Origin of the sequence: Rhodoblastus acidophilus (assembly GCF_009720655.1) — a bacterium.
Lineage (GTDB): Bacteria > Pseudomonadota > Alphaproteobacteria > Rhizobiales > Beijerinckiaceae > Rhodoblastus > Rhodoblastus acidophilus_A.
Window position 1 is genome coordinate 28,685 of the sequence record NZ_WNKS01000011.1, and the last position, 13,305, is coordinate 41,989.

Annotated in this window: 6 protein-coding genes and 1 pseudogene; 2 read left to right on the forward strand and 5 right to left on the reverse strand. The window is 62.6% G+C overall.

Annotated features, from left to right (window positions below; all coding sequences use genetic code 11):
* The first annotated feature begins 14 nt into the window (after nt 1-14).
* Complete coding sequence (locus GJ654_RS12685) at nt 15-3,185, forward strand: efflux RND transporter permease subunit (protein ID WP_155446525.1); 3,171 nt, start codon at nt 15-17, stop codon at nt 3,183-3,185.
* 505 nt (nt 3,186-3,690) lie between these two features.
* Here GJ654_RS12685 and GJ654_RS12690 read toward each other — a convergent pair.
* Nucleotides 3,691-6,825, reverse strand: coding sequence for an efflux RND transporter permease subunit (locus GJ654_RS12690; RefSeq protein ID WP_155446526.1), 3,135 nt, complete (start codon nt 6,823-6,825; stop codon nt 3,691-3,693).
* 30 nt (nt 6,826-6,855) lie between these two features.
* Nucleotides 6,856-8,085 (reverse strand): efflux RND transporter periplasmic adaptor subunit, encoded by a 1,230-nt coding sequence (locus GJ654_RS12695; RefSeq protein ID WP_246664732.1) that lies wholly within the window; start codon nt 8,083-8,085, stop codon nt 6,856-6,858.
* A 171-nt stretch (nt 8,086-8,256) separates the two neighbouring features.
* On the opposite strand from GJ654_RS12695, the pseudogene GJ654_RS21255 reads away from it, so the two are divergent.
* Nucleotides 8,257-8,412 (forward strand): annotated as a pseudogene (locus tag GJ654_RS21255) (IS110 family transposase); the annotation flags it as partial.
* Nucleotides 8,413-9,348: 936 nt separating this feature from the next.
* Here the strand turns inward: GJ654_RS21255 and GJ654_RS12705 are convergent.
* Genes GJ654_RS12705 through GJ654_RS12715 form a run of 3 tightly spaced genes read right to left on the reverse strand, consistent with a single transcriptional unit; the run spans nt 9,349 to nt 13,276 of the window.
* Nucleotides 9,349-10,512: a hybrid sensor histidine kinase/response regulator gene (locus tag GJ654_RS12705; RefSeq protein WP_155446528.1), complete on the reverse strand. Its 1,164-nt coding sequence runs from the start codon at nt 10,510-10,512 to the stop codon at nt 9,349-9,351.
* A complete protein-coding gene (locus GJ654_RS12710; RefSeq protein WP_155446529.1) occupies nt 10,509-10,979 on the reverse strand; it encodes a response regulator in 471 nt (156 codons plus the stop codon). The genes GJ654_RS12705 and GJ654_RS12710 overlap by 4 nt, the downstream gene beginning before the upstream one ends.
* Entirely contained in the window at nt 10,976-13,276 is a 2,301-nt protein-coding gene (locus GJ654_RS12715) for an ATP-binding protein (RefSeq protein ID WP_246664735.1), read from the reverse strand. The genes GJ654_RS12710 and GJ654_RS12715 overlap by 4 nt, the downstream gene beginning before the upstream one ends.
* Between the last annotated feature and the right edge of the window lie 29 nt (nt 13,277-13,305).

Here is a 13,305-nt window from a genome sequence, read left to right on the forward strand (position 1 = left end):
AAGGACCAAGGCCGATGATGTCAAAATTCTTCATCGAGCGCCCGGTGCTGGCCAATGTGCTGGCCATCGTGCTCGTGCTCATCGGCGCGGTCTCCTTGTACCGGCTGCCGGTGTCGGAATATCCCAATGTCGTGCCGCCCACCGTGCAGGTGACCGCGAGCTATCCCGGCGCCAGCGCCCAGACCGTGATCAACACCATCGCCCTGCCGATCGAGACGCAGGTCAATGGCGTCGACCGCATGCTCTACATGGAGTCGACCTCGGCGCCGGACGGGACTTACAGCCTGACCGTCACTTTTGAAATCGGCACCGATCCCAACATCGATCAGGTGCTGGTGCAGAATCGCGTGCAGCTCGCCCTGGCCTCCCTGCCGCAGCCGGTGCAGGCGCAGGGCGTTAGCGTGCAGAAGAAGAACACGGCGATTCTGCAGATCGTGACGCTGCAATCGCCCGACGACCGCTACGACAGCCTGTTTCTGAGCAATTACGCGACCATCAACCTGGTCAACGAACTGGCGCGTCTGCCGGGCGTCGGCAGCGTCAAAGTTTTTGGCGCCGGCACCTATTCCATGCGCATCTGGATGGACCCGGAGAAGCTGCAATCCTTCGGTCTCGATCCCAAGGACGTGATCCGCGCCGTCCGCGAGCAGAACCAGAACATCGCCGCCGGCCAGGTCGGCATGCCGCCGGCGCCGGCGGATACGCCGTTCCAGTTTACGATCGACGTGAAGTCGCGGCTCGACCAGCCCGAGGAATTCGCCAGCATCGTCATCAAGGACCAGACCGCGCAGGGCGGCCGGCTGATCCATCTCAGCGACGTCGCGCGAATCGAACTGGGATCGCAGACCTACGCCCAGGATTTTATTGTCAACGGCCGGCCCGCCGCCGGCATCGGCATCTACCAGACGCCTGAGGCCAATTCGCTGGAGGTTGGCAAGGAGGTCAAGGCGCTGATGGCGAAGATGGCCAAGCGCTTCCCGGAGGGGCTGCAATTCGCCGTCCCCTATGACACCACCGTTTTCGTCAAGGATTCGATCGCGGAAGTCTATCGGACGCTTTACGAGGCCGGCATTCTGGTGCTGATCGTTATCCTGGCCTTCCTGCAGAATTTTCGCGCGACGCTGGTTCCGGCGACGACCGTGCCGGTCACGATCATCGGCGCCTTCGCCGGCATGGCGGCGCTCGGCTACACGGTCAACCTGTCGACCCTGTTCGGCATCGTGCTGGCCATCGGCATCGTCGTCGATGACGCCATCGTCATCGTCGAAGGCGTGACCAAATATATCGAACGAGGGCTGTCCGGCCACGACGCCGCGATCAAGGCGATGGACGAACTGTTCGGCCCGATCATCGGCATCACCCTGGTGTTGATGGCGGTGTTCATTCCGGCGGCCTTCGTGCCCGGCCTCACCGGCAACATGTTCGCGCAATTCGCGCTGGTCATCGCCGTGACCGCCCTGATCAGCGCCATCAACGCGGCGACGCTGAAGCCGACGCAATGCGCGCTGTGGCTGCGCGAGCCCGTGCCGCCGGAAAAACGCAATTTCATCTTCCGCGCCTTCAACGCCGTCTATGATCCGATGGAGCGCCGCTATGCCGGGCTGATCGGCCGCATGGTGCGTCGCAGTAAGCTGATGGTGGTGATCGCGCTGATCGTCTCCGGCCTCGGTTTCTGGGGCTTGGCGCGCCTGCCCACGGCGTTCATCCCCATCGACGACCAGGGCTATCTGCTCGTCGCCACGCAATTGCCCGAAGGCGCGGCGATCGGCCGGACCAAGGCGTCGTTGAAGGCGGTCACCGAGGCGGCGCGCAAAATCCCCGGCGTGGACGAGGTGATCGCGATTTCCGGCATGTCGCTGCTCGACAACAGCGCCGACATGTTCAACGCCGGCGCTGCCTGGGTCATGCTCAAGCCTTTTGACGAGCGGCTCAAGGCTAGGGACCAGGACCTTCTTTCGATCTACAAGAACCTGTCGGCGGCGGTGGCCTCGCTGCCGGACGGCAAGGCCTTTGTGCTGCCGCCGCCGGCGATCCAGGGCATCGGCAACGCCGGCGGCTTCCAGATGCAGCTCGAACTGCTCGGCGGCAGCACGGATTTCGAAAAACTCGGCAATCTCACCGAAGCCATCGTCGCCGCCGCCAACAAGGACCCGGCTTTGCGCAACGTGCTGACCACGTTCCGCAATGACGCGCCGCATATTGCGCTGACCGTCGACCGCGACCGCGCGCAGACGCTGCGCGTCAGCGTCGGCGACGTGTTCGCCGCGCTCACCGATTATGTCGGCTCGACCTATGTCAACCAGTTCAACAAATTCGGGCTGTCGCTGCAAATCTATGTCCAGGCGGATTCGAAATTCCGCCTGCACCCCGAGGATCTGTTGAACCTTTATGTACGCAGCCAGGACGGCGCCATGGTGCCGATCGGCTCGGTCGCCCATCTGGGATCGACCGTCGCGCCGGCGCTGATCACCCAGTACAATCTCTTTCCGTCCTCGACCATCATCGGCGGGCCGGCGCCCGGCTTCAGTTCGGGGCAGGCCATGGACGCCATGGAGGCCATCGCCAAGCAAATCTTGCCCCCCGATGTGACCTTCGAATGGACGGCGATGTCGTACCAGGAAAAGCTCACCGGCAATCAGCTCTACGTGGTGTTCGCGCTGTCGCTGCTGCTGGTTTATCTGGTGCTCGCCGGTCAGTACGAGAGCTGGATCCTGCCGCTCGCGGTGTTGTCGGCGGTGCCGCTGGCCCTGCTCGGCCCGGTGATCGCGCTGACGGCCGTGGGGGCGGCGAACAACCTTTATACCCAGATCGGCCTGATGCTGCTGATCGCGCTTTCGGCGAAAAACGGCATTCTGATCGTCGAAGTGGCGCGCGAGAATCGGGTCATCCACGGCAAGCCCATTTGGGATTCCGCGGTCGAAGCGGCGCGGGTCCGCTTCCGTCCGATCCTGATGACGTCGTTCGCCTTCATTCTCGGCGTGCTGCCGCTGGTGCTCGCCACCGGCGCCGGCGCCAATGCGCGCAAATCGCTCGGCATCAGCGTGTTCAGCGGTATGATCGCCTCGACCTGCCTCGCCGTGCTGTTCGTGCCGTCGTTCTTCGCCGTGCTGCAGGCGTTCGAGGAGCGCAAGGGCAAGAAAAAGAAAGTCGTGGAAGGCGCGGCTGCGGAGCCGGTCGGGTCGTGAGAAAGTCGCACAGCGCCGATCGGGTGTCGGCGCTGTGCGGATAGCGCGGCGGATGCTTGTCGCGTCGGAATTGACCATGCCGAACGGGCTGCTCGCCGGGCGGGACATCGTGGGGATTTTCGCGGCGCCTGGCGGCTTGGAATTCGAAACTGGCGAGCGCCAGCTATCCCCTTGCGTCTATCGGCGCTGCGGGTATGGCCGCTATGAACCCCAAAAGCGCTCGCACTTTTTGTGGCCGCACGCGGGCGGCGGATAAGCACGTTCTGCGCTGAGACGCCGGCTTTCAGATCTGCATCATACGATTTCGGACGGACTTGAAAGAAGTGGCGCCGCAAGAAGGCGCCGAACTCATATGCGCCAACGTTGTCCGGTGTACGTTCCGTGGTTATTAATCTCTTTTATATCAATTTTTTAGATGTGCGAGGTGACAGCCGCCCGTCGAAGGGCCGCAAGGCGCCCGCGAGCAGCAATTCACCTCGGAAAAGCCAATGCGCCGTGAGCGCCGTCAGGCTGTCGCGGGACTTCTGGAGCGCCACTGCGCCAGTCGCTCGAGTACGGAGAAGAAAGCCGGCACGAACAAGACCGCCAGAAAAGTGGAGGCGAGCATGCCGCTGACGACAGCGACGCCGATGGAGACACGCGCTCCGGACCCCGCGCCCGTGGCGAAGACGAGCGGCAGCATGCCGAAAATGAAAGCAAACGAAGTCATAAGGATGGGGCGGAAGCGCAGGCGCGCCGCCTCCACCGCGGCCTCGGCGATGGCGAAACCCTCGGCGCGTTTTTCCCGGGCATATTCCACTACCAGAATGGCGTTTTTCGCCGAGAGCGCGATCAGGAGCACCACGCCGATCTGCGTATACAGATTATTGGACATGCCGGTCGCCAGCAGCGCCGCGACGGAGCCCAGCAGCGACAGCGGCACGGACAGGATGACCGCCAGCGGTTGAAGCCAGCTCTCATATTGGGCTGAGAGTACGAAATAGACCAGGAGCAGGGCGATGGCGAACACGCCGTAAATCTGGTTGCCGACGATCAGCTCCTGATAGGACATGCCGGTCCAGGCGAAACCCATCGAGGGGGGCAGCGACTTTTCGGCGATTTCGCCCATCAGCGTCATGGCTTCGCCCGAGCTGAACCCGGTCGCCGGGGCGCCGACGACAGTCGCGGACGGGTAGAGATTGTAGAGCGTGATCAGGGGCGGCGCCGTTTCATCTTTGATGCTCGCCATGGCGCCGATCGGAACCATCTGGCCATTGGCCGCCTTGACCTTCAGTTTGAGCACATCGTCCGGCTGGAGCCGGAATGGCGCGTCGGCCTGCACATAGACCTGGAACACATTGTTGAACTTGTTGAACTGGTTCACGTAAGTGGAGCCGAGATAGCTTTCCAGCGCCGAGAACACCTGTCCGACTGTAATGCCCCGCGTCTCCGCTTTGGCGCGGTCCACCACCAGCCGCAAGCTCTTCACGTTTCCGGTGAAATTGGCGCCGACATGCGAAAGGCCCGACTGCGTCGCCGCGTTCTGGGCGATCTGGTCGGCCGCGTTCTGGAGCGCGAGGAAGTCGGATTGCCCGTCTTTCGCCTCGACCATCATGGTGAAGCCGCTGCTATTGCCGATGCCCTGGATCGGCGGCGGCAGAAGTATCCGGGAGGTCGCGGTGTCCATGTCGTCCAGAGCGCCGCGCGCTTTCGCTGTGATCGCGCCAATGCTCAATTCCGAGCTTTTGCGCTGGTCCCAGTCCTTCAAGACGACATAGAGCATGCCCGCGTTGTAGAGCGTGGCGTTGTTGTCGAGCGGTGAAATTCCGGAAACGCCGATCACGCTTTCCACGCCGGGCGTTTTCTCCACCCGCTTGACCGCCTCGGCGACCGTCGCGGCGGTTCGTTGGGCCGATGCGGCGTCGGGAAGATTGACGCTGACGATGAAATAGCCCTGATCCTCATCGGGCAGGAATCCGGTCGGCACGCGCGCCAGACCGTAGAAGGCGAGGCCGGCCAGCGCGACGCCGACCGTTGCGGTCAAGAGATCGCGCGCCACCAATCGCCTGATGAGGTTGGCATAGACGGTCTCTGCATGCGCATAGACCGTGTTGAAGGCGCGATAGACGATGTTCCGTTTTTCGGGGGGCGTCGATTTCCGCAGCCACAGGGCGCATTGGGTTGGCTTGAGCGTCAGGGCGTTCACCGCCGAAATGAGCGCGGTGGCGGCGATGACGAGCGCGAATTGCTGATACATCTTGCCGGTCAGGCCCGAGAGCGTCGCCGCCGGGAGAAACACCGCCATGAGCACCAGTGTGATGCCGATGATCGGGCCAAGCAGCTGCGACATGGCCTTGACCGCCGCGTCGCGACTCGACAGGCCCGCGTCGATGTGGGTCACGACGCCCTCGACGATGACGATGGCGTCGTCGACGACAATGCCAATCGCCAGCACCAAAGCGAAAAGCGTCGTCGTGTTGACGCTGAATCCCATCAGGGCCATGATTGCGAAAGCGCCGACAATGGTCACCGGGACCGTGGTCGCCGGCACCAGCATCGCCCGCCAGTCTTGCAGGAACAGCAAGATGACGATCAGCACCAGGCCGGCCGCGATGAACAGGGTTTCATAGACCTCTTCGATCGAGGCGGTGATGAATTTGGTGCTGTCGAACGAAATTTTATACGCGAGTCCGGTGGGGAAGGATTTCGCCAGCTCCTGCATTTTGGCGTTGACGCTCTCCGCGACCGTCAAAGCATTGGCGCCCGTGAGTTGCGAGATGGCGATCGCCGCCGAGGGCTTGCCGTCGATGGTCGCGGTCTGGCCATAGGACGCGGCGCCCAGCTCAACTCGAGCAAGATCCCGCACGCGAACAATCTTGCCGCCGCCCTGGTCGACCGCCTTGACGACGATGGTCTCGAAATCGCCGGGGTCATCGAAACGGCCGGTAACATTCAGCACATATTGGAAATTCGCCATGGCTGGGGCCGGCGGCCCGCCCACGAGCCCCACCGTCACCTGATTGCTCTGCTGCTGGATCGCCGTGATCACGTCGCTCGGCGTCAGCCCGTAAGCCTGCAAGCGGTCCGGGTCGAGCCAGATGCGCATGGCGTAGGAGCCCGCGCCCAGCACCGAGACATTGCCGACGCCCGGAACGCGCGCCAGTTCATTCTCGAGATTGATCTTGGCATAGTTGGAGAGAAACAGGGTGTCGTATCGACCGTCCGATGAATAGAGGCTGATGAATTGCAGAATCGAGGTGGATTTCATCTGCACGTTTAGGCCCTGGGCCGAAACGGCCGTCGGCAATTGGGCGCTTGCCAGGGCGACGCGGTTCTGCACCAGGACCTGCGCCATATCCGGGTCCGTGCCGATGTCGAAGGTCACGGTCAGGCTGTAGCTGCCGTCGCTCGCGCTCGTCGATTGCATGTAGATCATGCCCTTGACGCCGTTGACCTGCTGCTCGATCGGCAGGGCGACGCTGTCCATCACGGTGCGCGCGCTGGCGCCGGGATAGGTCGCCGTCACCGAGACGGTGGGCGGAACGACATTCGGATATTGCGAAACCGGCAGGCTTCGCAGCGAAAGCGCCCCGATCAGAACGATGACGAGCGCCAGCGTATTGGACAGGACCGGCCGTTCGATGAAAAAGCGCGAGAACATGATGTCCGTCTCAAATGCGCGGGATCGGGATCAGGGTTTGGTCTTGCCGCTTTCGGCGCCCTCGAGGGCGGCGGGCGCGGGCTTCGGTCCGTTGGGCGCGGCCGCCATGGTCGCGTTTTCCGGAGCCACTTTGTTGCCGGGGATCGCGCGCTGAATGGAGCCGATGACGACCCTGTCGCCGGCTTGGAGCCCGCTGGTGATGACGCGAAGCTGGCCCTCCACCGGACCGGTCGTCACCTGACGCTGCTCGACGATATCGTCCTTGCCGACCACCATGACATAGCTGCCGGTCTGGTTGGACTGGACAGCGACATCATTGACTAGCAGGGCCGCGTCGATCTTGCCGATGGGCACGCGCACCCGAACGAACAGCCCAGGCACCAGATCGACGTTCGGGTTCTCCAGTACGCCGCGCAGCTGCAGCGTGCCTGTGGCGCTTTCAACGTCCGGAGCGATATAGTCGATCTTGCCCTGGCGGCCGAAGGCGAGGTCCGGCCCCAACGCGATTTCGAAGGGCAGGTCGCGCGCGCCTTCGCGCATGTCTTTCAGCGTCTTGCCCTGTTTGGCGAGGGCGTCGCGCATGTCGAGCTGCTGCTTTTCGGAAATCGTGAAATAAACCAGGATCGGATCGACCTGCAGGATCGTCGCGAGCTTGGTGACGCCGGACGATCCGACCAGCGCGCCGACATCGGCCAGATGCCGCGTCGCCACGCCATCGAACGGCGCCTTCACGGTGGTGTAGGAGAGGGAGGTCTCGGCCGTTTTGAGTTTGGCTTGCGCCACCGCCACATCGGCCGTCGCCGCATCCAGTTTCGTCTTGGTGTCGTCGACCACGCTCTGGCTGGCGAAACTCTTCTGCCCCAGGGTCGATTGGCGGCCATATTGGCTCTTGGCGTTGGCTTCCGTGGCCTGCGCGCTCGCGAGCGTCGCCTTCTGCAAGTCGACCTGCGCCTGGTATTGATCCTTCTCGATCTCGAAAAGAACCTGCCCCTTTTTCACAGGCGCGCCGTCCCGGTAGCCGATTGATTGCAAAAAACCTTGCACTCGGGCTTCGACGTCGACCTTCGCGGAGGGCGCCGTATTGCCGGTGAACTCTGCGTAGAGGGTTACGGGCGACTGGACGGGTTGCGCGACCGCGACCTTCGCCGGGGGCGGCGCCACATAATTGTTCTTCTTCTGACAGCCGCTCAGGACCGTCAATACGGCGCAGACAGCGGCGAGAGAAACCGACGCCCCCCGCTCCATAAAAAAGGCTTTCATCGAAGGCATGTCCGCGAATCTCTTGAAGAGGTTCATATTATCGCGATTCTACAGCCGCTGGTTGCTGATCCAGATCAAACTGGGCATTGGCCGCTCCATTGGCGTGGAGAGGCGCGCCACGCGCAGGCCATTGCGTTCCAGCGAATCGTCGGCGAAGCCGCTCGCTCGGCTCATGCGTCCATGGTGGTCGCGCCTTCCTTGATTTCGACACGGCCAGGCGATCGCGTTAAGACGGACCGCCGCGACGCCGTAACTCAGGCTTCCTTGTTCCGTGCGGGCGATCTCACGCCGGTCTGGGGTCCTGATGACGCTCATGAAGCCATGCGCCCGCATCGCGTTCGCGAAAGCTATTCGATCGGCGCCTCCGTGCGCATGGCGCCCGGAGGCAGATTCTTGGGCCGCACAAGCCTGTCGAACAACCCCGCCATCAACATGATCGAAGCCGCGCATCGGGTCGTTGAGCGCGCGGAGATGATGAACAAATCAAGCATGACTGATCCAGTGCGTTATCGTCGCGTCGCTTTGCCGCAAAGGTCCGGTGCGTCCATCGCGCCACCACAGAATGCGAATCACATGCGGAACACCCCGCCCGCAGCCGTGATGATAAAGCCCAAGCCTGGCGCCAATTGTTAACCCCCAGAGTTACCCTGGATCGGTCATCAGCTTTCGCTTTTGGGAGTTTTTGGCTTAACCCGTTGAAATGGTGGTGCCGCAAGAGGGCGCAAACCTAATGGTCCAGGCGATCTCATTGCGGCTCAGTAATATATTTAATAACAGGAGGTTATGGTTGGAAATGTCCTTGCACGTCTCATACGGTTTCCGCGAAGATCGCTTCGCGATCCGCGAAAACGAAATCGCGCGGAAATCCTTCGGGCGAAGGGCGAATCTCCGCGCGAGCGGAATACGATTTCCGAACTGATCCTTCGGAAATCGTATCACAATGGTCGTCGTAATTTCATGCGTAGTTGTGGATCATTTTGTGGACGTATTTGAAATGGGCAAGCTCACCAGCCGCAAAGTCGAAGCGGCGAAGGCAGGCAAGTATGGCGACGGCGTATCACAGGGCCAGAGGGCGGGCGGGGCCTGCGCCCGCAGGCTATTCTTAGTCCTGATCGGGCCTATGCGGTTGACGTATACACCCACTACATGCAGAGGGGCCGCGCGCTTGGTCGAAGGCAGAGAACGGCGGCAAGCGGACCAACGCCGAAATTGCCGGCAAGGCGGATTACGGCCCACAAACAGACTTTCGGGACGAAGAACGCGTCATGAATCGTCCTTAGGCGTCACCGACGGGTCTTGAAGCGGCACGCGCACGAATACTGTGGCGCCGCGTCCGCGTGTGAATTCAAGTTCAAGCGTGCCGTGAATGAGCGCAAGCCGTTCCCTCATCCCGAGCAATCCCAGCCGTTTCCTCGTGGGGTCGGGCTCTTTCACGTGATCGCGCCCGATGCCGCATCCGTTGTCTTCGATGATGCACGTGACTTCATTGTTCCTGAGTTTGAGAATGATTCCGACTTGGCTCGCCTGGGAGTGTCGCACCACGTTGGTTATGGCTTCCTGCACCACGCGATAAATCGCGCTCTCGACATCGGACGGCAAACGGCGGGCGCCCAGGGCCAGATGCAAGCTGAAGGTCAGTTCGCAGTGCTTGCCCCATTCCGCGGCGAGCTGGCTGATCGCGGATTCAAGTCCGAGATCATCGAGCGCCGCCGGCCGGATTTCCCACGCCAGCCGGTGCAACTCGACGCTCATGTGCCTGGTGATGTTGAGCATGGCGGCAGCGTTCTCCGCCGCCCCGCATCCCGCCGTCGGGCAGCCCTTGATCGATCCGAGACCGAGTTGAAGCAGGGTCAGGGATTGTCCGATATTGTCGTGCAATTCGCGGGTGATGCGCCGGCGTTCCGCCTCCTGCTCGGACACCATGCGGCCCAGGACGTTCGACAGTTCGACTTCAGCGAGGGTCCGCCGTTCGGTTTCAAGCTGCAGTTTGGCGATGACGGCCTGGGTCTCCGCTAATCGTCGTTCCATTTCGACCATGTTGCGCGCCTGCCGCGTAGCATAGCGCACCGCGCGATCGAGAACGACTGCGTCGAATTCGCCTTTCGCGAGATAGTCGTTGGCGCCGATTTCGGTCGCCGCAGCGTCGACCGCGGCGTTGCCATACGCCGTCAGCAGAATGATCGGCTTCACCAGGCCCTGCTCGCGTGCGCAGCGGATGAGATCAAGGCCGCTGTCGGGACCAAGCTTGAAGTCGATCAGATAGACATCGTGCTGGTTGAGCCGGATCGCGGCGAGCCCTTCCGCGTAGCTCGACGCCCAATCTAGACGATAAAGCGGCTTTGAAAATTTGTGCAGAATGCGTTGCAGCGAACGGAACTCGATCTCCGCGTCGTCGACGAGCAGAACCTTGATCTTTCCCGCGCTCATGGCGGGGAAGTCTCTACGGCCGGCAACGACGCCGTCACCATCCAGAAATGCCAAAGCGATTTGATCTTCGCCACGTAGTCCGGGATGTTGGCCGGCTTGACCATGTACGCGTTGATTCCGATTGAATAGGCTTCGGTGATGTGTTTCCGGCTTTCGGACGTCGACAGTGCGATCACCGGCAGATGACGGAGATTTTCATCGGCGCGCATGATGCGAATCACCTTGCGTCCATCCAGGCGCGGCATGTTGAGATCGAGGAGGATCAAGGCCGGAGTCGGCGCAGACAACTCTTCAGCATAGCGCCCGCGCCGGTTCAGATAGTCCAGCATCTGTTCGCCGTCGCAGACGAAACGCAGATCGGCCGTTATGCCGGCGCGCGCGAAAACCTCCTCGAGGATCATCTTGTCGTAGTTATGGTCCTCAGCGACCAGCACGAGGGGGGCGGCGCTCTCACGGTGCGAAGTCATGTCTGGGGGTTCCGTCGGTCCGGGCTGAAGGCCGGCAGGGTGAAAGTGAAGACGGACCCCATGCCGGGCCGGCTTTGCGCGATGATGCTTCCCCCATGTCTCTGCACGATCTTGCGGCAGATCGCCAGTCCGATGCCGGTCCCCTCGTATTCGTCCTGTCCGTGCAGCCGTTGGAACGGCTCGAAGATCTGTTCGCAATATTTTTCATCGAAGCCGATGCCATTGTCGCGAACGGCGATCCAAACGCGGGGAGGCTGGTCGCCTGCGCGCGCGGACTCGGCGCGCGGTCCGGCTTCCCACCCGCCGCTGATCGCGATCCGTGGAGGCCGCGCGGCGTCGCGGTATTTCACCGCATTGGAAATCAGATTCTGAAACAGCTGGCGGACCTGCCCGCCATCGCACAGCGCGAGCGGCAGCGACTCGGAGGTTATGACCGTTTGCGTGTCGTTCAACACCGGCTTGAGATCGGCCAGCACCTCAGCGAGCAGATCGTCCATCGAGACCGGGGCGAACGGCCGAGTGTCCCGCCCCACGCGCGAATATTCGGCGAGATCGTTGATCAGGGCGCGCAAGCGCCGCGAAGACGCCTCAATGCCGTCGACCATGGCGCTCACCCGGGACTTCGCCTCCGGCGACAGCGAATCCTTGAGCAATCCGGCGAAGGCTTCGATGTGGCGCAACGGCTCCTTGAGGTCGTGGGCGGCGACATAGGCGAAAGATTCCAGCTCGTCGTTGCTGCGCGACAGCTCGCGGTTGGCCCGCTCCAGCGCATCGGCGTTGCCCAGAATGACGTCGACGACGAGATCGCGGATTTCGATCGCCGCCGCGACCTCGTGGCTGCGCCAAGGCTTGGAGCGGCCACGGACGTCCTCGCGCCAGGCGTCGAAGGACGCCCGGGTCTGCAACCGGCCACCGTGGGGACCGATCCGCACCGGCTTATGCGGATCGCCGCCCCAGGTAATGGTCTGCGCCTGTTCCGGACGGAACCAGAGCATCAGGGTCGACGACACCCGGCCGAGCGGGACGGCGAGGACGCCGCTCGCCAGATGCGTGTAGTGCTCGGCCTCGGCATGGCGGGCGGACAGGCTGTCGGTCTCGAACAGGTCGCGCGGCTCATGACGCGCCAGCCACTCCACCAGGTCGAGGATTTCCTTGTCGGACGGCGTCGCGCCGAAGGTCGTGACGCCGTCAAAGCCGCAAAGCGCGAACCCCGACGCGCTCATCAGGGCGAGCATGTCGGCGCCGCTTCGGACCAGCCATTGCCTGAGGTCGCGCTCGTCGCCGAGTTCATGCAGCATCCGGTTCTGCATGGCGCGAACCTGAACGTTGTGGTTCACGATCTCGGTCTCTTCGGCGACCGTGATCTGCCAGGTCAGAACCTGCGCGATCAGTTCGCACGCCTGCCGGACCTCGTAAGACACGAAATGTGGCAGGGTGTTGTGGCAGGAAATCATGCCCCACAACCGGCCATCGCGGACGATCGAAACCGACATGGCGCCGTAGACAGCCATGTTGACCATGTATTCCAGGTGGACCGGCGAGACGCTGCGCAGAACCGCGTAGCTGAGGTCGATCGGTCCGCCGGTGACGGGGTTGAAATCCGGCACAAGCGGCGCCGGGCGATATCCGATATCAGGAATGATGCGGATCACGTTGCTGGTGTAGAGCGCGCGGGACTGCGCCGGGATGTCCGACGCCGGAAAACAGAAGTCGTACAGGGATGGAATGGTTTCGACGCGGTCTTCGGCGATGACCTGGCCGCTCCAGTCCTTGGCGAAGCGGTAGATCTTGACCCGGTCAAAGCCGGTGAGGCGGCGCACCTCTCGGGCCGCGATGTCACAGACCGTCTTGAGGTCGGTCGCCTTCTGCAACCGACGGATCGCCGCGCGGATGCTGCGGAAGAATTCGGGCTCCTGTTCGCCGCCGCGCCGCGGCTCGAGCTCGAGAAAGGTCAAGCCGTCGTGGCGGTGGAGTATGCCGTTGAACGGTTGCGGTCCGGCGGTCGTGAGCACGTCCATGCGCTGGGGATTGAACGCGGCGACGTCAGGGGTGGCCAGGATCGCGGTCAGATCGGCGAAACTCTGGCCGGTCATGCGCGCCGACAGCGGTTCGCGCAGGACCGCCTCGGGCGACAGGCCGACGAGCGTTTCAATATTGGCGCTGACCGACACCGGCCGCAATTCGGGTTCGACAAACGCCAACAGGACGCCGTGCGGCTGGATGTTGCCAGGAATATGGATCGGCTCGCGGTCGCAATCCGTCAGATCGAGTGCGGCGTGATTGCCATAGGCGTCCATCAGGTTCGCCGGCGTGGGCGTTTTTATTG

Bases quoted from the DNA above. Each gene is read 5' to 3' on its own strand.
- GJ654_RS12710 (WP_155446529.1), bottom strand. From the start codon at position 10,979: ATGACTTCGCACCGTGAGAGCGCCGCCCCCCTCGTGCTGGTCGCTGAG.
- GJ654_RS12715 (WP_246664735.1), bottom strand. From the start codon at position 13,276: ATGGACGCCTATGGCAATCACGCCGCACTCGATCTGACGGATTGCGAC.
- GJ654_RS12705 (WP_155446528.1), bottom strand. From the start codon at position 10,512: ATGAGCGCGGGAAAGATCAAGGTTCTGCTCGTCGACGACGCGGAGATC.
- GJ654_RS12685 (WP_155446525.1), top strand. From the start codon at position 15: ATGATGTCAAAATTCTTCATCGAGCGCCCGGTGCTGGCCAATGTGCTG.
- GJ654_RS12695 (WP_246664732.1), bottom strand. From the start codon at position 8,085: ATGAAAGCCTTTTTTATGGAGCGGGGGGCGTCGGTTTCTCTCGCCGCT.
- GJ654_RS12690 (WP_155446526.1), bottom strand. From the start codon at position 6,825: ATGTTCTCGCGCTTTTTCATCGAACGGCCGGTCCTGTCCAATACGCTG.